General features: G+C 62.5%; 16 protein-coding genes and 1 pseudogene. All 17 read left to right on the plus strand.

Annotated elements, in window-relative coordinates; translation table 11 throughout:
* Positions 1–357: 357 nt before the first annotated feature.
* The 17 genes and pseudogenes from CO666_RS32145 (at position 358) to CO666_RS32225 (ending at position 20,016) form a co-directional block, all read left to right on the plus strand.
* Positions 358–696 (plus strand): hypothetical protein, encoded by a 339-nt coding sequence (locus tag CO666_RS32145; protein ID WP_097615929.1) that lies wholly within the window; start codon positions 358–360, stop codon positions 694–696.
* Positions 697–836: 140 nt separating this feature from the next.
* Entirely contained in the window at positions 837–1,043 is a 207-nt protein-coding gene (locus CO666_RS32150) for a hypothetical protein (protein ID WP_007631295.1), read from the plus strand.
* Between the two features lie 156 nt (positions 1,044–1,199).
* Positions 1,200–2,006 (plus strand): pseudouridine synthase, encoded by an 807-nt coding sequence (locus CO666_RS32155; RefSeq protein ID WP_097615932.1) that lies wholly within the window; start codon positions 1,200–1,202, stop codon positions 2,004–2,006.
* Positions 2,003–2,707: a phosphoribosyltransferase gene (locus CO666_RS32160; protein ID WP_097615934.1), complete on the plus strand. Its 705-nt coding sequence runs from the start codon at positions 2,003–2,005 to the stop codon at positions 2,705–2,707. The genes CO666_RS32155 and CO666_RS32160 overlap by 4 nt, the downstream gene beginning before the upstream one ends.
* A 94-nt stretch (positions 2,708–2,801) precedes the next feature.
* The gene (locus tag CO666_RS32165; protein WP_097615937.1) at positions 2,802–4,544 is read left to right on the plus strand and encodes an SLC13 family permease; all 1,743 of its coding nucleotides are present in this window, start codon (positions 2,802–2,804) and stop codon (positions 4,542–4,544) included.
* Positions 4,545–4,640: 96 nt separating this feature from the next.
* The gene (locus tag CO666_RS32170; protein ID WP_097615939.1) at positions 4,641–5,585 is read left to right on the plus strand and encodes a phosphoribosylaminoimidazolesuccinocarboxamide synthase; all 945 of its coding nucleotides are present in this window, start codon (positions 4,641–4,643) and stop codon (positions 5,583–5,585) included.
* Positions 5,586–5,648: 63 nt separating this feature from the next.
* Positions 5,649–6,251 carry a TetR family transcriptional regulator gene (locus tag CO666_RS32175; RefSeq protein WP_097615942.1) on the plus strand — a complete coding sequence of 201 codons (603 nt, stop codon included), beginning with the start codon at positions 5,649–5,651 and terminating at the stop codon, positions 6,249–6,251.
* 165 nt (positions 6,252–6,416) lie between these two features.
* A complete protein-coding gene (locus CO666_RS32180; RefSeq protein ID WP_097615944.1) occupies positions 6,417–7,628 on the plus strand; it encodes an efflux RND transporter periplasmic adaptor subunit in 1,212 nt (403 codons plus the stop codon).
* Positions 7,629–7,676: 48 nt separating this feature from the next.
* Entirely contained in the window at positions 7,677–10,787 is a 3,111-nt protein-coding gene (locus tag CO666_RS32185) for an efflux RND transporter permease subunit (protein ID WP_097615947.1), read from the plus strand.
* A 150-nt stretch (positions 10,788–10,937) separates the two neighbouring features.
* On the plus strand, positions 10,938–12,380 hold the full coding sequence (locus tag CO666_RS32190; protein ID WP_097615949.1) for an efflux transporter outer membrane subunit: 1,443 nt from the start codon (positions 10,938–10,940) through the stop codon (positions 12,378–12,380).
* A gap of 171 nt (positions 12,381–12,551) precedes the next feature.
* Positions 12,552–13,596 (plus strand): annotated as a pseudogene (locus CO666_RS32195) (LacI family DNA-binding transcriptional regulator).
* Position 13,597: 1 nt separating this feature from the next.
* Complete coding sequence (locus tag CO666_RS32200; protein WP_097615952.1) at positions 13,598–14,620, plus strand: ABC transporter substrate-binding protein; 1,023 nt, start codon at positions 13,598–13,600, stop codon at positions 14,618–14,620.
* 65 nt (positions 14,621–14,685) lie between these two features.
* Entirely contained in the window at positions 14,686–15,513 is an 828-nt protein-coding gene (locus CO666_RS32205; protein ID WP_097615954.1) for an ABC transporter permease, read from the plus strand.
* Entirely contained in the window at positions 15,510–16,289 is a 780-nt protein-coding gene (locus CO666_RS32210; RefSeq protein ID WP_097615957.1) for an ABC transporter permease, read from the plus strand. Before CO666_RS32205 ends, CO666_RS32210 begins: the two co-directional genes overlap by 4 nt.
* Positions 16,282–17,307, plus strand: coding sequence for an ABC transporter ATP-binding protein (locus CO666_RS32215; protein WP_097615959.1), 1,026 nt, complete (start codon positions 16,282–16,284; stop codon positions 17,305–17,307). Before CO666_RS32210 ends, CO666_RS32215 begins: the two co-directional genes overlap by 8 nt.
* A 4-nt stretch (positions 17,308–17,311) precedes the next feature.
* The gene (locus CO666_RS32220) at positions 17,312–18,232 is read left to right on the plus strand and encodes a nucleoside hydrolase (RefSeq protein ID WP_097615962.1); all 921 of its coding nucleotides are present in this window, start codon (positions 17,312–17,314) and stop codon (positions 18,230–18,232) included.
* Positions 18,229–20,016, plus strand: coding sequence for an adenine deaminase (locus tag CO666_RS32225; protein WP_097615964.1), 1,788 nt, complete (start codon positions 18,229–18,231; stop codon positions 20,014–20,016). The genes CO666_RS32220 and CO666_RS32225 overlap by 4 nt, the downstream gene beginning before the upstream one ends.
* The last annotated feature ends 117 nt before the right edge of the window (positions 20,017–20,133 follow it).

The following is a 20,133-nucleotide window of genomic DNA, read 5'->3' on the forward strand; positions in this document are numbered from 1 at the left end:
GTGGGCTTATAGAACTATCCCCTTTTCCAAGTCAACACACCAATCAAAAGTTTTTTGACAATTTTGTAACAGGTTGATTCGGCAGGCATTTTTGTCGGTCGCCATTTTCCACAGGGCACCTTTTCGGAGCGGATTCCCGAAAATTCCTTTATCACCTGGTCAAAAAACCATCGGAAAGACCCCGCTGCTGCGGAAAGATAACGAAAAAACAGCGGCTTGAGCGGATTTATGGTTAATAGGAGATTAAACAGCCTGTCGCCGTCAGCCTCAAATTTCCGTCACATACCCAGCGGCTGACATTTCGGAACCAATCTCCGTTTTAGGTGTTGTCTTTCCCATTGAAGGAAGGAGACCGACATGGCTGCCAACACCGATGATATCAGAGCATCCGTCAGCAAAGACATCGCCGCACTTCAACAGGAAGTCTCGCGCCTGCAGAAGATGATTTCCGCTCAAGGGGCCGAAGCCTATTACGAGGTGCGCGGCCGCGCCGGCAAAGCTTATGACGAAGCCCTGCCCCGGGCTAAAAATGCCGTGGCCCAGATCAGGGCCGAAGGGGCAGCGGCTGCCGGCGCCGCCCGCGAGCATCCGACTGCCGCGACCACCGCGCTGATACTTGCCGGCGCCATTGGATTCCTCGCCGGATATCTGCTTTCAGGCAGCCCGCAGCCGCAGCCTCGCCATTGGTGGCGCTAAAGCCTCCGCTTCCGCCAAAAAAGCATACTTTTTACGCACTCGCCGATCCGTTTTTCGTAGAGTGCGTAAATGCTTACGTCTTACAAAAACCAATTTTTAATGCGAGCCATGGGAACATAAAAAACGAAGGGAGGACTACCATGGAAAACAAGAGGGCCAACTGCATCATCGAAGTCAGCGTCGACGGCGCCAATGGTCGTCACGCGGTCGGCATCATGAATATGCGTCAGGCACTCGACCTGCCGGAAATGCCAAGCCTGTCCTACACGCATCCGGACCCGGTCAAGGCCGCTGCCGGTATTGTCGTCAGCCGCAAGGAACTGGCCGGATTCATGGTCTGCCGCTGAGGCAACCTGCCCTCATCGAACCCTGGCGGCGCTTTATCCGGAAGCGCTGAGCGCCCTTTGCGGCGCCTTATATTCCCCTCGTTTTATTCGACTTGCTGGCATCCTTCTGCGGTTCGTGCCAAGAGACGGGCGTCAAAAGCAGAACAAGGACGGCAGATGAGGGAGCGGCGCCCCCCGAATAAGACGCGTGAACGGACAAAGCTCGCCGACAACGCTGCCGGCAAGCGGGTCACCCTCCCCCGCGCCCTTTCCAAGCTCGGTTATTGCTCCCGCACGCAGGCCGAACGCCTGATTGCCGAGAACCGTGTCGCCGTCAACGGCCGCGCCGTCACGGATATTTCCGCATGGGTCGATCTTGCAACGGCAAGGATCAGCGTCGACGGCCTGGTTATCGCTGCCGAGACGAAAATCTATCTGATGCTCAACAAGCCGCGTGGGCTCGTCACCACCCGCCATGATCCCGAAGGCAGGCCGACGGTCTATGATTGCCTCAGGGATTTCGACATCCCGCATCTCTCCCCCGTCGGCCGGCTCGACAAGGCGAGCGAGGGCCTGCTGCTTTTCACCAACGACACCGAATTTGCCCAGATCCTGCTCGATCCCGTCACCCATGTGACGAAAACCTATCATGTTCAGATCGACCGCATCATGGATGACGAGGCGATTGCCGCGATGACATCGGGCATTCGCCACGACGGCGAGTTGCTGACCGCAACAGCGGCGCGGCGCCTGCGCCAGGGCGACAGGAATTCATGGATCGAGGTCGAACTCGACGAGGGGCGCAATCGCCAGATCCGCCGCATGCTGGAGGCGCTCGAAACGGAATGCCTGCGCCTCGTGCGCGTCGCAATCGGCGGGCTCGAACTCGGCGAACTGCCGAAAGGCGCCGTGCGCGCGCTGACAGAGGCGGAATTGCAGTCGCTGCGGCGGAAAACCGGCATCGAAAAGGCAAGACGCAATTGACTGATGTAACCGACACGGCGCCGCATGAATTCTGGCAGGAGCTTCATCCGCCCGGCACCTTTACCGGCGATGGCGAATTCGATTCCTTCTATGTCGCCACGCTGGAAGATGGCCGCCAGCTTCGCCTGCCGATCCGTGTGTTGGCGGATGGCAATCACGCCCTCGCCTCGCTGATCGTCAATCAGGCAGGCTTCGCCGTGCTCGATGCGCTCGCCGAAAGCCTTGCCGAAAAGATCAGGCCCCTGCGTATCGATGTCGTCGCCGGCCTGCCGACGCTCGGCCTGACGCTTGCCGCCGCCGTGGCGCAGAAGCTCGGTCATAACCGATATGTTCCGCTCGGCACCTCACGCAAGTTTTGGTACCGCGACGAGCTCTCCGTCGCCCTGTCCTCGATCACCACGCCGACGCAGGAGAAACGTCTCTATATCGATCCGCGCATGCTGCCGCTGCTGAGCGAACGGCGCGTCGCTTTGATCGACGACGTCATTTCCAGCGGCGCCTCGATCGTTGCGGCGCTTGATCTGCTGAAAGCCTGCGATATCGAACCCGTCGTCATCGGCGCCGCCATGCTGCAATCGGAGCGTTGGCGCGAAAGACTGATGGCCGCCGGGCCGCAATGGGCGGCACGCACTGTCGGCGTCTTCGCAACGCCCCTTCTGGAGCGGAACGCCGCAGGCCGGTGGCAGGCGCCAGCGGCCTGAGAGGAGATATTGCAGTCCTGCTTGTCGGCACCTCTGTACAGCCCATGAGGAACGATTACAGTCCGGCCTGATCGATGAAACACCGGACCTGCCCATGTCGTTTGCGCAAGCATCCCTGCTGATCCTTCTGCTGGCGATGCTCGTTCTCTTCTCCCTCGATCGCTTCCGCATCGAGGTGGTCGCGATCGCCGGTCTGCTTGCCGGCCATGCGCTCGGCCTTTATCCCGCCGATCAGGTCTTCATGGGCTTCGCCAGCCCCGTCGTCGTCACCGTCGTCGAGATCCTGCTCATCGTCCAGGTGCTGGCGCGGGCCCGGCTCTTCGACAGTCTCGCTGCCCGTTTCGCGGCCACGGAACCCTCGGGTTTCCAGGTCATCTCAGGCACGTCTTTGCTTGCCGGTTTCATCTCCATCTTCATGAACAATATCGGTGCCTTTGCGATCACCCTGCCGGTGGCCCTGCGGCTCGGCTCGGCTCTAGCGATCCCCCGCCGTCAATTCGTCATGCCGGTCTCGTTCGCAGCCCTGCTCGGCGGCCTCGTTTCGCTGATCGGCACGCCGGCCAACCTGCTCGTCAGCGATGCACTCGGCGAGGCAACCGGCGCCGGTTTTCACTTCTTCGATTTCGCCTATGTCGGCCTGCCGGTTGCAATCGCCGGCATAATGCTGAGCGCCCTTCGCGTACAGCGGCTCTTTCCTGAACCCGACGAAGCGCCGGCGACGATCTCGCCGACCACGCGCCGCATCGTCGTCGAGCGCCGCATCCCCGAGGTTTCGCCGCTGATCGGCGTGAGGCTTTCCGATTGTCCGGCCCGCTTCGGCATCAAAGCCCACGCGCTGATCCGCGGTGACAATTTCGTCTTCGGACCGCTCGAGCAATCGGTGATCGCGGCCGGCGACGTGCTGCTTGCCGAAGGCAGCGATGCGGTCTTTGCCGCTCTTGCCGCCGCGCAGGCGCTGATGGCCGATATCAATCCGCACGGCCTGCGGCCGGATTTCTTCCGCGTCGAAAGCGTCGTCATGCCGGAAAGCACGCTTGTGGGTTCGCGGATCCGCTCGCTCGAAATTTTTCACAGTCGCGGTGTCGCGATCACCGCTCTTTCCATGCGCGCGCCGCGCATCGAGGGCCGCTTCCTCGACCTGCAACTATCGATCGGCGATATATTGACGTTGGAGGGGCCGCGCATGGCAATCGCCGAAGCGCTCGAAGAAAGCGAGTGCTTGCCGCTTGCCTCGGCTGCTTCGACCGAACCAGCCTCGCTCTCCTGGCGGCCCTTCGCGCTCTTTGCCTGCGGCGTCGCCGCGTCTGCGGCCGGTCTGCGTCCCGACGTCGCCTTTGCCGGCGTCGTGCTCGCGCTCGCCTTGCTCAATCATCTGAACATCCGCCAGGCGATGGCCGATCTCAACTGGCCGATCATTATCATGCTGGCGGCGATGATCCCGATCGGCCAGGCGGTGGCAAGCACCGGAGCGGCCGAAACCATCGCCGGCTGGCTGAGCCTGGTCGTGCCGATCACCCAGCCGCTCTTCGGCGTCGCCCTCATTCTCTTCCTCGCCATGGCGCTGACGCCCTTCGTCAACAACGCAACGGTCGCCATCGTCCTGACCCCGATCGCCCTGGAATTTGCAAGAACCGGACAGCACGCGCCGCACGCTTACCTGATCGCTGTCGCCGCTGGCGCCTCGCTCGATTTTCTGACGCCCTTCGGCCATCACAACAACACGCTGGCCATGGGCATCGGCGGCTACCGCTTCAGCGACTTCCTGCGCGCCGGCTGGCCGCTTGCCGCGACAAGTTATGGCCTCGCCTTGTTTCTCCTGGCTGTGTTCTGGCTGTGATGCGATACTCTGTGATGCGATACTTGGGGCCACCTTGACTTCCCGGCCATGAAACGACAGGAAGCCTTCACCCAATCACAAGGACAGTCGAGCACCGTGCGAATCCTCTCCGAAGCCCATTTCCCGGAACTGCCGAACTATTATCGCGGCAAGGTGCGCGAAAATTACGATCTTCCGGACGGACGGCGAATTATCATCAGCACCGACCGGCTGAGCGCTTTCGACCGCATCCTCACCTGCATCCCCTATAAGGGCCAAGTGCTGACGCAGACGGCGCGCTACTGGTTCGAGGCGACGAAAGACATCTGCCCGAACCACGTTCTCGATTATCCCGATGCGAATGTCGTCATCGGCAAGCGGCTCGACATTCTGCCGGTCGAAATCGTCGTGCGCGGTTATCTCGCCGGCACCACCGGGACCTCGATCCTGACACTCTACAAGAAGGGCGAGCGCGAGATGTACGGCATGCGCCTGCCCGACGGCATGCGCGACAACCAGATCCTGCCCGAACCCGTCATCACCCCGACAAGCAAGGAATTCGACGGCGGCCATGATGAGCCTCTGACGCCTGCCGAAATCGTCACCCGCGGCCTTCTGACTGCCGGGCAATGGCAGACACTGTCGACATACGCGCTCGCCCTCTTTGCCCGCGGCCAGGAGATGGCGGCAAAACGCGGCCTGATCCTCGTCGATACCAAATATGAATTCGGCGCCGATGGCGACGGCAACATCATCCTCGCCGATGAAATCCATACGCCCGACAGCAGCCGCTACTGGCTTGCCGAAAGCTATCCGGCAAGCTTTGCGGCCGGAAAACGTCCGGAAAGTTTCGACAAGGACTTCGTCCGTGCCTGGGTGGCCGAGCGCTGCGATCCCTATAAGGACGAGATCCCCGAAATCCCCGTCGAACTGATCGAGCAGACCTCGGCCGTCTATATCAAGGCTTACGAGGCGATCACCGGCGAGCGTTTTGTCCCCGACAATAGCCACGACACACCGCTTGCCCGTGTTCGACACAACCTCGCCCCCTACTTCCCTTGAAAAGACGACAGGCAATAGCGCTAGCATCAAAAGGGATACCGGGCTCGGCCCGCCGGGGGACGGATGATAAAAAGGCCGAGACGCAAGGCCGAAGAAACGCGCGAGGATATTCTCTCGATGGCGGAGGTGCTGTTTCGCCAGCGCGGCTACGTCGCCGTGTCGATCGCCGACATCGCCGGCGCACTGCATATGTCGCCCGCCAACGTCTTCAAGCATTTCCATTCCAAGGTCGCGCTGATCGACGCGATCGCCGGACGCCATCTCGACAATGCCGCCGAGCGTTTCGCCGCCTTCGAGCAGGATCTGCCGCCGAAGCAGCAACTGCTCCGTTTCGTCCTGCGCCTACTGGAAGGCCATCTGCAGGACATCCAGAACAACCCGTACATCTTCGAAATGGTGCTTTCGACGATCGAGGCCAAACTTGAGGCCGGCAACCGCTATCGCGCCCGAATCGAGCAGAAGCTCGGCGAAATCATCCGCGAAGGCATGGTGGAGGGACGGTATCAGTGCCGCGATCCCGAACGCGCCGCACGCACCGTCGCAGACGTGCTGGCCTGCGTCTTGCACCCGATCCTGATTGCCCGCGACGACAAGGAAACCCTCGTCCACCGTGCCGAGGACATTGTCGGCTTCGTCGATGCCGCATTGCAAAATAACGCTTGCTAAGTGACGATTGCTGACTTACGTCACTTCGTAAAGCCTTTGTTAAATCCGGATGGCATTTGAAGCCAAATCAATCCTGACGCTTATATAAGCCTGCGCTTGGTCAAGCTGAGCCCGTGGCCGAGCCCGTGGATTGTACGGCAATTGCCACCGCACAGGGAATTCAGAATGATCCGGCGCGCCCTCCTCATCTCCTCGGCTCTGGCGTTCGGCACGTTGCTCGCCGCCTGCAGCGACAATGCCGGCAAACCTGCCGGCAATGCCGACGCAGGGGCAGCACAGCAGGCAGCCCCGGTCGGCGTGATCACGCTGAAGAAGGACAGTTTCCCGATCACCACGATCCTTCCGGGCCGCGCCGAAACCTTCCAGACAGCCGATATCCGGCCGCAGGTGAGCGGCATCATCCGAGAGATCGCCTTTAAGGAAGGCGGAGAAATCAAGAAGGGCGATCTTCTCTACCAGATCGAGGATGCGCCCTATATCGCGGCCGTCGAACAGGCCAAGGCGGCAATCTCCAAAGCGCAAGCGAGCGTGCCGAGCGCCGAAAGCAATCTCGACCGCTACCAGCGCCTCGTCGGCAGCGGCGCCACCCAGATCGAATTCGAAACGGCCAAGACGACGCTGCTCCAGGCCAAGGCGGAAGTGGAATCGACAAAAGCAGCGCTTGCCGCCGCGCAGATCGATCTCGACCACACCCGGATCGTCGCACCCTTCGACGGCGTCATCGACCAGACGGCCTATAATGTCGGCAACGTCGTCTCGGCCAACCAGACGACGGCGCTGACGACGATCCGCCAGCTCGATCCGATTTATATCTCGCTGACGGAATCGAGCACCAACCTCTTGAAGCTGCGCGATGCTATGACCGCCGGCGACATCAAGGGCGCAGACAATGTCGCCTTCCACCTGATCCTCGAAGACGGCAAGGAATATAACCAGCAGGGCAAGCTCGACATGTCGAAGCAGGTGGTCAGCGAGACCACAGGCACCTTCATCATCCGCGTGCTCTTTCCCAATCCCGACCGCATTGTCCTGCCCGGCATGTATGTCCGGGCAACCGTCGAACTCGGCGCCGAGGCCGGTTATGCGCTGCCGCAGCTGGCAACGAGCCGTGACGCCAATGGCCGGCTGACGGCACAGTTCATTTCCGCCGACGGCAAGGTCGAAACCCGCGCCTTCGAGAACAGCTCGCCCTCCAACAATTCCTGGCTCGTGACCGAAGGCATCAAGGACGGCGATCAACTGATCGTCAGCGGCCTGCAGTCGATCACGGCAGGCATGCCGGTAAAGCCGGTCCCGATGAAGATCAACGACAACGGCGTGGTCGTGCCTGCTGAGCAGCCCGCGGCCGGTGATACGCAGAAGCCCGCAGCGAAATAATCGCTTCGAGCCTGCATCGTCACCGTCTCAGCCGCACAGGAACAACCGATGGCCAAGTTTTTCATCCGACGTCCGATTTTCGCCTGGGTCATTGCGATCACCATCATGCTCGCCGGCCTGCTGGCGATCTTCACTTTGTCGATCTCGCAATATCCCGACATCGCCCCGACGACGGTCCGCATCAATGCCACCTATCGGGGCGCCAGCGCCGAGACCGTCGAAAAATCCGTGACGACGATCATCGAGGACGGCATGACCGGCCTCGACGACCTCACTTATATGACCTCGACCTCGTCCACCGGTTCGGCCAGCATCCAGCTCACCTTCGGAACGAGCGCCGACCCCGATATTGCCCAGGTGCAGGTGCAGAACAAGCTGCAGCTGGTCCAGTCGCAGCTCCCAAGCGACGTCATCGATGCCGGCATCAGCGTCACTCGCTCGACTTCGAGCATTCTTCTCGTCGGCTCGCTGGTTTCGACCGACGGCAAACGCAACTCGGTCGACCTCGGCAATATCATGTCGACCTCGATCGAGGATCAGATCCAGCGCCTGGAAGGTGTGGGCAGCATCAACGTCTTCGGTTCGGGTTATGCCATGCGTGTCTGGCTCGATCCGTTCAAGCTGCTGAAGTACCAGCTGACGCCGAGCGACGTTACGTCGGCCATCCAGGCGCAGAATACCCAGGTCTCCGTCGGTTCGCTCGGCGCCCAGCCGGCGACCCCCGGCCAGCAGATCAACGTCACCATCACGGCCCAAAGCCAGCTGACCACCGTCGCCGATTTCGAGCACATCATCCTCAAGGTCGAAAAGGATGGCGCCACGGTGCGCCTGAGCGACGTCTCGCGCATCGAGATCGGCCAGGAAAGCTATGGCGGCGGTTCGCGGTATAACGGCCAGCCGTCGACCGGTTTTGCCGTCAACCTGGCGATCGGCGCCAACGCCATAGATACGGCAGCTCGCGTCCGCTCCGCCCTCGAGGTCATCGGCCGCGGCCTGCCGGCGGGCGTGGAGATCACCTATCCCTACGACACGACGCCCTTCGTGGAACTGTCGATCGAGAAGGTCGTGCACACGCTGATCGAAGCGATCGTGCTCGTCTTCGTCGTGCTGCTTATCTTCCTGCAGAACCTGCGAGCAACGCTGATCCCGACGATTGCCGTTCCCGTCGTGCTGCTCGGCACCTTCGGGGTGCTGGCGGCCACCGGCTACTCGATCAATACCTTGACGATGTTTGCCATGGTGCTGGCGATCGGCCTTCTCGTCGACGACGCCATCGTCGTCGTCGAAAACGTCGAACGCATCATGTCCGAGGAGAAGCTTTCGCCGCTGGAGGCGACAGAAAAATCGATGGGCGAGATCACCGGCGCCATCGTCGGTATCGCGCTCGTCTTGACCGCCGTCTTTATTCCGATGGCCTTCTTCGGCGGTTCGACCGGGATCATCTATCGTCAGTTCTCGATCACCATCGTCTCGGCCATGCTGCTGTCTGCGCTCGTCGCCCTTGTGCTGACGCCCGCCCTTTGCGCTACGATGCTGAAGCCGGTCGGCGAACACCGGAAGCACCGTGTCGGCGACTGGTTCAACCGCAATTTCACCCGCTCGACCAACGGTTATATCAGCACCATCGGTTACCTCCTGAAGCGACCGATCCGCGTCATGCTGGTCTTCCTGCTTGTCGGCGCCGGCTGCGCCTACCTCTTCACTCGCCTGCCGAGTTCCTTCCTGCCGCAGGAAGACCAGGGCGTGTTGCTCACCATCGTCACCACGCCGCCGGGTTCGACCACGCAGCAGACCCAGGCCGTCGTCGAGAAAGTCGAAAATTACTATCGCCAGAATGAAAAGGATGCCGTCGAATCGGTGTTCGGCGCGCTGGGTTTCGGCTTCAACGGCTCCGGTCAGAACAGCGCCATCGTCTTCACCAAACTCAAGGATTTCTCCAAGCGCACCGATCCGAATCTGAGCGCCCAGTCGGTCGTCAACCGCGCGCTGCGCAATTTCTTTGCCATCCGCGAGGCGCAGGTCTTCGCGCTCCTGCCCCCGGCGATTCAGGGTCTCGGCGTATCGAGCGGCTTCTCCATGTATCTCGTCGATACCGGCGGCCACGGCAGCGACGCCCTGACGGCCGCCTCCAAGCGGCTGATCCAGATGGGCAATACCTCGGGCAAGATCGTGGCGCTGCGCAGCAGCAACAAGGAAGTCGAGCCGCAGATGCGCATCGTGCTCGATCAAGAAAAGATCGGCGCCATGGGCGTCGACATCGCCTCGGTCAACTCGATGCTGTCGATCATCTTCACCGGCCGCGACGTCAACGACTTCACGCTGAACGGCGAGATCAAGCCGGTCTATGTCCAGGGCGATGCGCCCTTCCGCATGCAGCCGGATGATCTCAACCATTGGTACGCCCGCAACACAGCCGGCGAAATGGTGCCCTTCTCCGCCTTTACCAAGACGGAGTGGGTGAAGGGCGCACCATCGCTTGCCCGCTTCAACGCCGTCAGCGCCATTCCGCTCGACGGCGCTTCGGCACCCGGTGTCTCTTCCGGCGATGCGATGAACGAAATGGAAGCGCTGACCGAACAGCTCGGCGGGGGGTATACGGTCGCCTGGCAGGGCATCTCCTATCAGGAGCGCCTTTCCGGTTCGCAGGCGCCGATGCTCTACGCGATCTCGGTCCTCGTGGTCTTCCTCTGCCTGGCGGCGCTTTACGAAAGCTGGTCGATCCCCTTCTCGGTGATCATGGCGGTGCCGGTCGGCATTCTCGGGGCGCTGACTGCGGCGACCCTCTTCGGTCAGGCGAACGACGTCTATTTCAAGGTCGGCCTGCTCACCACCATAGGGTTGGCGGCAAAGAACGCGATCCTAATCGTCGAATTCGCGAAGGACCGCATGGAAAGCGGCATGGGGCTCTACGAAGCCACGCTGGAGGCGGCACGATTGCGCCTGCGGCCGATCATTATGACCTCACTTGCCTTCATTCTCGGCGTTGTGCCGCTGGCGATCGCGACAGGCGCGGGCTCCGCGGCACAGAACGCCATCGGTATCGGTGTTCTCGGCGGCATGCTGGCGGCGACGATGCTCGGAATTTTCTTCGTCCCGTCCTTTTTCGTCGTCATCCGACGTATCTTTGCCACACGGCGCAAAAATGCGGCAGGAGTGTGATAAAAATGCACTGTGATAATGCTGTTCCGATTGCTACATTGCGCCCGACTGCTTCGGTGTGTGTATTTTTGGTAGGACGAGGCGCAGCTGCGTTAGTGAAGCATGAAGCTTCGGACAAGAATTGACTTGCTCGAGTACAGGAAGAAATGAATGGTATCTCTTCGTTTTGCCACCCCGGCATTATTATTGTTGTTGTCGGGCTGCGTTGTTGGCCCGGATCATGTTCCTCCTGAAATGCCGCTGCCCGCCAAATTCGGAGAAGGCGGAACGAAGAGCGATGGTGATGTTGCTACCGCAGCCTGGTGGACCGCCTTCAACGATTCGAGGCTGAACGGCTACGTCAACTCCGGCCTTGAGCAGAACCTGACGGTCCAGCAGGCGATCGAGCGCATCAATGCGGCCTCCGCCGCCGTCACTACCGCCGGAGCCGGCGCCCTGCCGAACCTGACCGTCGGCGGCTCGCACACGGTTAGCGGCCAGAGAGGCGAGCTGCGCACGCAGTTCGACACGCGCAATACCAGTGCGGGCGAAGTCCAGCTGAGCTGGCTGCTCGATCTCTTCGGCCTCTACAAGCGCAGCACCGAAAGCGCTCTCGCCTCGCTCGATGCCGCCTACTCATCAGCCGATGTTGCCAAGCTGACTCTGATCCAGGATCTCGTCTCGAGCTATATCGACGTTCGCTACTACCAGCAGCGCCTGGCGCTTTCGAAGGCCAACCTGAAGTCTCGCCAGGAAACCTACGAACTGACCAAGTTCCAGCTCGAAGCTGGCGCCGCCTCGCGTCTCGACGTCGTTCAGGCCGAAGGTCTCGTACAGTCGACGCTCGCCGAAATTCCGGGCCTCGAAACCAACATCCGCATATCGGCTCATCATATCGCTACGCTGCTCGGCCTGCCGGCCTCGGCTCTCGTCGATGAACTGCTGAAGGGCTCTGGTCAGCCGGTATTCCGCGGCGGCATCACCTCCGGCATCCCGGCAGACCTGATCCGCAACCGTCCCGATATTCGTGTGGCGGAACGTGATCTCGCTGCCGCAACCGCCAATATCGGCGTCGCCCAGGCGCAGCTCTATCCGAGCATCTCGCTCAGCGGCTCGATCTCGCCGTCCTACATCAACCAGCGTGGTATCCATGGCGGCCTGACGCCCTGGTCCTTTGGCCCGACCCTTAACCTGCCGATCTTCGACGGCGGCCGTCTGCGCGCCAACGTCAAGTCGGCGCAGTCCGATGCCGCCACGGCCTACCTCAACTGGAAGTCGACGGTGCTGACCGCGGTCGAACAGGTCGAGAACGCGCTTGCGGCTGTCCGCCGCGATGCCCGTACGGTCGCCGCACTTCAGGCCCAGGTCAAGACCACCCAGGAAACACTCGAACTTTCCACCGCATCCTACAAGGACGGCGCCTCTTCGCTGCTCGACGTTCTCGACGCGCAGCGCCAGGTTTCGCTGGCCCAGGCAAGCCTTGCCCAGTCCGTCCAGCAGATGGCCAAGGACTACGTCTCGCTGAACATCGCAGTCGGCGGCGGCTATGCGCCCGGCGGCAAGACCACCGCACCGGTGAAGCCCGTGCCGACAGCGAAGCCGGCCAAGAGCTGATCGGCAATTCACCTTTTGGAAATCAAAACCCCGCGATCGTCTCGCGGGGTTTTTTCATGCCCGCGGAATTCGCTTCTGGGATAATTCCGCATAAGATGAATTTGGATTCGACAAGATTGCAAAGTCGCGCTAAAGGCTTTGCTTAAACGATTAATCAGAGCGCCGTCGATTATGCCTCAATCGCGCCCCGGACCGAACCTCAGCAGGATAGCGACGTCGCTCGGCGTCTCGGTCGCCACTGTCTCCAACGCGCTTTCCGGCAAGGGCCGGGTCTCCGGCCAACTGATCGAAAAAATCCGCGAGCATGCAGCCGAACTCGGTTATGTCCCAAGCCAGGCCGGCCGAGCGCTCAGGACCGGCCGCAGCGGCGTTCTCGGCCTGGTGTTGCCGGATATCGCCAATCCGCTGTTTCCGAAGATCGCGCAGGCGATCGAATTCGCCGCCTCCGCCGCCGGTTACGGCGTGCTGATCGCCGATTCCCGCGGTGATGCCGCCGCGCAGACCGAGGCGATCAATCGGCTCGTCGAGCGCAGTGTCGATGGCATGATCATTATTCCCCGGCGCGCCACCCGTATTTCTGCCGCCGCCTGTCCGGTCGCCGTCATCGACACCGCCTCGACGCCGGGCAACACCGTGGCGGCCGACCATTGGCAAGGCGGCCGCGAAATCGCCGACCACCTCACCGGCCTTGGCCATCGCCACATCCTCATCATCGGCAACAATCAGGAATCCAACGTCCAGAATGACCGTGCCGGCGGCATCCGCTCCGGCATGCGCCCGGGCATGCATGCCGAAACGCTGTGGATCGACAGGCTGGAGCAGGACGGCGGCATCGGCTGCCCGCTCGGCGTCGCTGAAAAGGCAAGACAGGGTTTCACCGCCTTCGCAGCCCTGTCCGACCTCCAGGCGCTGCGGGCGCTGACGGAACTGCAGCAGGCCGGCATCAACATTCCCACTGACGTCAGCGTCACCGGCTTCGACGACCTCATCTGGTCGCCCGTCGTCACCCCGTCGCTGACAACGGTGCGGATGGACATGAATAGGATTGCCGAGATTGCCGTGTCGGCGCTGACGGATGCCATAAAAACAAGTGTCACCCGAGAGGGCGTACTCGTGACCGCGACGACCGACCGTGTCGCCATGCAGCTGATCGTCCGCCAATCATCCGGGCCTTGTGGACCCGGCACCAAAAACCTCAGAGATGGAGAACATGTAGGATGAAAAAAGCTGTCATTGCCTCGATGGCGCTCTCCGCACTGTCGCCGCTTGCCGCATCCGCGGCGGAACGGACGCTGACCATTTCCGCCTATGCCTTTGCCCAGGACGATTTCAAGTCGCTGGTCTACGATCCGTTCGAAGCCAAATGCGGCTGCAAGCTCGTGGTCGAGACCGGCAACAGCGTCGAACGCCTGGCCAAGATGGAGGCCAACAAGGCCAATCCCGTCGTCGATCTCGCCGCCGTATCCATGGCCGATGCGCTGGCCGCCTCCCGCGCCGGGCTGATCGACAAAATCGATACCGCGAAACTTTCCAATTTCGCCAAGCTGTACGACCTTGCCAAGGATCCGAACGGCGACGGCATGAGCGTCGGATATACCTTCTACGCCACCTCCATCGCCTATCGCTCCGACAAGATGAAGATCGACTCCTGGGCCGATCTCCTGAAACCGGAATATATCGGCCACGTCGCCTTTCCGAACGTGACCACCAATCAGGGGCCGCCGGCGCTCTATATGCTGGGCCAGGCGCTCGGCAAGGACACGCCCGATCTGAAGGGACCGATCGAGGCGCTGGGCGAGAAGAAAGATGAGATCGTCACCTTCTACGAAAAGTCCTCCCAGCTCGTCCAGCTGATGCAGCAGGAGGAGATCTGGGCAGCGCCGATCGGCCGTTTCTCCTGGGCGGGCTTCACCAAGCTCGACGTCCCGGTCGCCTGGGCGACGCCGAAGGAAGGCCAGACCGGCGGCATGAACGTGCTGGTGCTGACCAAGGGTTCGAAGAACCAGGATCTCGCCTTGCAGTTCATGGATTTCTGGCTCTCGACCGACATCCAGACCAAGCTCGCCGAGAAGCTGATCGACAGCCCCGCCAATAGCGAGGTCAAGCTGTCCGAGACCGCGGCCAACAACCTCACCTATGGCGAGGTAACGGCCAAGAGTCTGAAGTTGATCCCATCAGCCGTCGTTCTCGACAATCGCGCCGGCTGGCTGAAGACCTGGAACGAGAAGGTCGGCCAGTAAGGTCCGCGTGAAAACCGGTCCCGGCGCTGCCGGGCCTGCTCTCCCGTCCGCTTGAAAGGCGCCTCATGTTCCAGAACCGCGCAGAAGCCCTGGCGCTTGCCCTGCCGGCAGCCATCTTTGCGACCCTGGTCTTTCTGCTGCCCGTCACGATTCTGCTGTCGGAAGGCTTCCGCGCCGGCGGCGCCTGGACGCTGTCGGCCTATGCCGATTTCTTCTCCGCAACACTGAACCGCACCGTTTTCCTGCGAACCTTCCGGCTCGGCCTCGAAGTCACCGCCGTCTCGGCGGTTGTCGGCTATGCCGCGGCCTTTGCCATCGTCAATCTGCCGCCGAAAGGCAAGGGCCGGATGATCGGCCTCATCACCCTGCCGCTGATGATCTCACCGGTGGCGCGCACCTATGCCTGGATTGTCATTCTCGGCCGCACCGGCATCGTCAACCAGGCGATCACGGGCCTCGGCCTCAGCGCCGAACCGCTGCGGCTGCTGTTTACCGAGACCGCCGTCTTCATCGGCCTCCTGCAGCTCTTCCTGCCGCTGATGATCCTGTCGCTGATCAGCGCGCTCGAAAACATGCCGAAGGATGCGATCCCCGCCGCCCGTGTGCTCGGCGCCAACTGGTTCCAGGTGTTCTGGAAGGTCATCCTGCCGCTGACCAGGGAAGGCCTCGTCATCGGCGGCACGCTTGTCTTCACCGGTTCGCTCACCGCCTACATCACGCCGGCCATTCTTGGCGGTTCCAAGGTACTGATGCTCGAAACGCTGATGTACCAACAGGTGTCCGTCGCCAATGATTTCGTCTCGGCGAGTGTCATCGCCTTCATCCTGATCGTCATGAGCTTTGCCGCCAACATCCTGCTGAAACGCCTTGCAACGGCCAGGAACCGCCGATGACCCTGCGGCTGTTTTCGCCTATTGTGCTCTTGCTGCTGCTGATCTTCCTGATCGGCCCGTTCCTGATCATTATCGCGGCTTCGCTCTCGTCTGGCGATACGCTGGCCTTCCCGCCGCAGGGACTGTCGCTGCGCTGGATGATGAAGGTCTTCACCATCGAGAGTTTCCGCGACAGCTTCGCCATGTCGATGTTCCTCGCCGTCTTCGGAACGCTCGCCGCCCTCGTCCTCGGCATCCCGGCCGCCTACGCGCTCTCCCGCTACCGGCTGCCCGCGGCCGAAACTGTCCGCACCATCGTCTCGCTGCCGATCATCGTGCCCGGCATCATCGTCGGTCTGGCGCTGCTGCGTTATCTCGTCGTGCCCTTCGGCTTCAACATCACGCTGGCGCTGTTCTTTGCCCATACGGCTCTGGTGCTGCCTTATGCCGTGCGCGTCGTTTCGGCGAGCCTCGACAATCTGCGCTCGGATATCGAAGAGGCTGCCGTGCTGCTCGGCTCCTCCAGGCCCGGCGCCTTCTTTCGTGTGGTGATGCCGAATATCCGCGGCGGCATTCTGGCCGCCTTCATCCTCGGCTTCGTGACCAGCTTCAATCAGGTGCCCGTCTCGCTCTTCCTCTCCGGCCCCGGCGTCCGGACGCTGCCGATCGACATGCTGGGTTACATGGAAACCACCTACGACCCCTCCATTGCGGCGCTCTCCGCTCTTCTCGCCTTCCTGTCGATCGGTATCGTCTTCCTCGCCGAACGCTTCCTGGGATTTTCGCGCTATGTCTGATGCCTATCTTCAACTCGACAAGCTGACGCTCGCCTATGGCGATACGGTCGCGGTGAGAGACCTCGACCTCGCGATCGGCAAAGGCGAACTCGTTGCCCTTCTCGGCCCCTCCGGCTGCGGCAAGACGACGACGATGCGTGCGATCGCCGGCCTGCTGACGCCCGCCTCCGGCCGCATCAGCCTCGACGGCGCCGATATCACCCGCATCGCCGCCAACAAACGCGCCGTCGGCCTGGTCTTCCAATCCTACGCCCTCTTCCCGCATCTGACGGTCTATGAGAACGTCGCCTTCGGCCTGCGCCTCAAGCGCATGTCAGGTGCGGATCTCGACGCCCGCGTCGGTTCCGGCCTCACATCCGTCGGCCTCTCGGCCTTCGCCGGCCGCAAGCCCGCCGAACTCTCCGGCGGCCAGCAGCAGCGCGTGGCGCTTGCGCGCTCGATGGTGATGGAGCCGAAGGTGCTGCTGCTCGACGAGCCGCTCTCCAATCTCGATGCCCGGCTTCGCCTGGAAATGCGCGCCGAATTGCAGCGTGTGCAAAAGGAGACCGGCGTCACCATGATCTTCGTTACCCACGACCAGACCGAAGCCCTGGCGCTCGCCGACCGCATCGTCGTGATGCTGAACGGCGGCATCGAGCAGATCGGCACGCCGGAAGAAATCTACAACGCTCCCGCCTCTGCCTTCGTCGCCGATTTCGTCGGCTTCGAGAATGTCTTCGCGCTGAAGGACGGAAAGCTCGCGACGCCGAACGGGCCGATCGCCCTTTCCGGCGCGGTGCCGGAAGCCTCAGCGGGCTTGGCCTGGCGACCGCGCGCGGTGAACCTCGGTTCCGGCCCCTTCCAGGGCGCTGTACGCGGCACGTCTTTCGCCGGCAGCACCCGCGAATATCTCCTCGATACCTCGCTCGGGCCTATCAAGGCCGAGATCGACGCAAGCCGGCCGCCGCACGAAATCGGCAGCACGCTCGCCTTCGATCTGCCGGTTGCCGGCGCGGCAAACCTCAAACGATTCGGGTGACATCATGGGCGTCTGGATCGATACCGACATGGGCTTTGACGACATATCGGCCATTCTGGTGGTAGCACAGTCGGAATATGAGATCGACGGCCTATCACTGGTCTTCGGCAATGCGCCGCTGCCGCAGGTGAGAAGGAATGCCGCCGGCGCCGCGGGTGCCTTCGGCTGGAAATTCCCCATCCACACCGGCCGCGCCATGCCGGTTCTCGGCAAGCTCGAGACCGCTCAGGCCATCCTCGGCGCAACCGGCATTCCGACAACAGGCAAGATCCTGCCGGAGGCGCCCGCCCTCGCCGAAAGCGATGCCTTCACAGCACTTTGCCGCTGGCTGGAGCGCGACGGCCCGCACCGCATCCTGGCGCTCGGGCCCCTCACCAATATCGCCGCCGTGGCGCTTGCCCGTCCCGATCTCGCCGCCCGTATCGACGAACTCGTCTGGATGGGCGGCGGCGTGACATCGGGCAACCACACGGCCTCGGCCGAGTTCAACGCGCTGGCCGATCCCGAGGCGCTGGCGATCGTCATCGCCCATGACCTGCCGCTGCGCATGGTCGATCTCGACCTCTGCCGCAAGGTGCTGGCGCGGCCCGAGGATGTCGAGCCGGTGCGCAATGCCGGCGGCGCCAATGCCGAGCTGATCGCCGATATGTTCTCGGGCTATGTCAATATCGCCATCAGCCGCGGCCGCCCCGCCATGGCGATCTATGACCCCTGCGCCGCCGTCGCCTTCGTCGCTACCGATATCGTCAGCTTCCGCCCCGCACGCATCGACGTCGAGCTGCAGGGCGCGCTCACCCGTGGCCGTACCGTCGTCGAAACCCGCGCCACGCATGCGAGTTTCAATGGGCAATTCGCCGCCGACATCGATGCCGACAGGGCGCGCGCGATCATCCTCGCCGCCCTGGTCAACGAGGCCCGCAAATGACCGCCACCCCTCGCCAGGAACCCGCCGATCTCAACGATCCCGCCTTGCGCGCCCGTGCCGTTGCGGCCGCGCGTGGCGATGCCCCCTTCGACATGCTGATGACCGGCGGCCGGCTGCTCGACGTTGTGACCGGCCTGGTCCGGAAAGCCGATATCGGCCTCGTCGGCGCCCTGATATCAAGCGTCCATGCCCCGGCAAGCCGCACGGATGCGCTCGAGATCGTCGACGCGGCGGGCGGCATCCTGACGCCCGGCCTGATCGACACCCACATGCATGTCGAAAGTTCGATGGTGACACCGGCCGAATATGCAAGGGCGGTGCTGCCGCGCGGCGTCACGTCAATCGTCTGGGATCCGCATGAATTCGGCAACGTCCACGGCCTCGACGGCGTGCGCTGGGCGATCGAGGCGGCGCGCTCGCTGCCGCTGCGCATGATCCTGCTCGCCCCATCCTGCGTACCATCGGCGCCTGGCCTGGAACGTGCCGGTGCCGATTTCGATGCCGCCGTCGTCGCCGAGATGCTGCGCTCCTCCGCCGTCGGCGGCGTTGCCGAAGTCATGAACATGCGCGGCGTCATCGACGGCGATCCGCGCATGACCGATATCGTCAATGCCGGTCTTGCCTCCGGCAAGCTTGTCTGCGGCCATGCCCGTGGCCTCGAAGGCGCCGATCTCAACGCCTTCATGGCATCGGGCGTCACCTCCGACCACGAACTCACCTCCGGCGCCGACCTCGCCGCCAAGCTTGCCGCCGGCCTGACGATCGAGCTGCGCGGCTCCCACGACCATCTGCTCCAGGAATTCGTCGAGGTGCTGAATGGTCTCGGCCACCTGCCCCCGACCGTGACACTCTGCACCGACGACGTCTTTCCCGATGAACTCTACCAAAGCGGCGGCCTCGACGACGTCATCCGCCGTCTGGTGCGCTACGGCATGAAACCGGAATGGGCGCTGCGGGCCGCGACCTTCAACGCCGCGGCGCGGTTGAAGCGCTCCGATCTCGGCCTTGTCGCCGCCGGCCGCCGCGCCGACATCGTGCTCTTCGAAGACCTCGAGGAATTCCGGGCGCGGCTGGTCATATGGAGCGGCCGCATCGTCGCCCGCAACGGCGGCATGCAGGTTGACGTCGGGCAGCTCGATACGGCACCCCTTGAAAATTCGGTAAAGCTCCCGCAATTCGGCGAAAATGATTTCCGCGTTCCGTCGGGAGGTGAGCGCGTCCGCGTCGCCACCATCGACTGCCCGCGCTTCACACAATGGGGCGAGGCGGAGACGGAGGTCCGGGACGGCTTCGTCGTGCCGCCGGCCGGCAGCGCGATGATCGCGGTCGCCCATCGCCACGGCAAGGCCGAAGGTACTCCGCGCATCGGCTTCCTCAGCGGCTGGGGCGAATGGCGCGGCGCCTTCTGCACCACCGTCTCGCATGACAGCCACAACCTCACGGTCTTCGGCGGCAATGCCCGCGACATGGCCCTCGCCGCCAATGCCGTCATATCAGCCGGCGGCGGCATGGCGGTCACCAAAGACGGAAAGATCGAGGCGCTCCTGCCATTACCACTCTCCGGCTTGGTGACCGATGCATCGCTTGAGGACACCGCCAAGACCTTCGCCGATATCCGCAAGGCCATGGAAAAGATCGTCGACTGGAAACCGCCCTACCGGGTCTTCAAGGCCTGCTTCGGCGCCACCCTCGCCTGCAATACCGGCCCGCACCAGACCGATCGGGGGATTGCCGATGTGGTGACGGGGAAGGTGTTGGGGAGTCCGGTGCTGGAAGCTTGGTAAGCGGAGACGCACATACTGTACACGATAGGGCGTGCCGTGTAGCCCCCTTGCATGTTCAAACTGCATCCGATGTTTGATGATGGGTGCGACCCCTGGGGGATGGCCATCCCCCAGGGG

This window comes from Rhizobium chutanense, from assembly GCF_002531935.1.
GTDB lineage: Bacteria > Pseudomonadota > Alphaproteobacteria > Rhizobiales > Rhizobiaceae > Rhizobium > Rhizobium chutanense.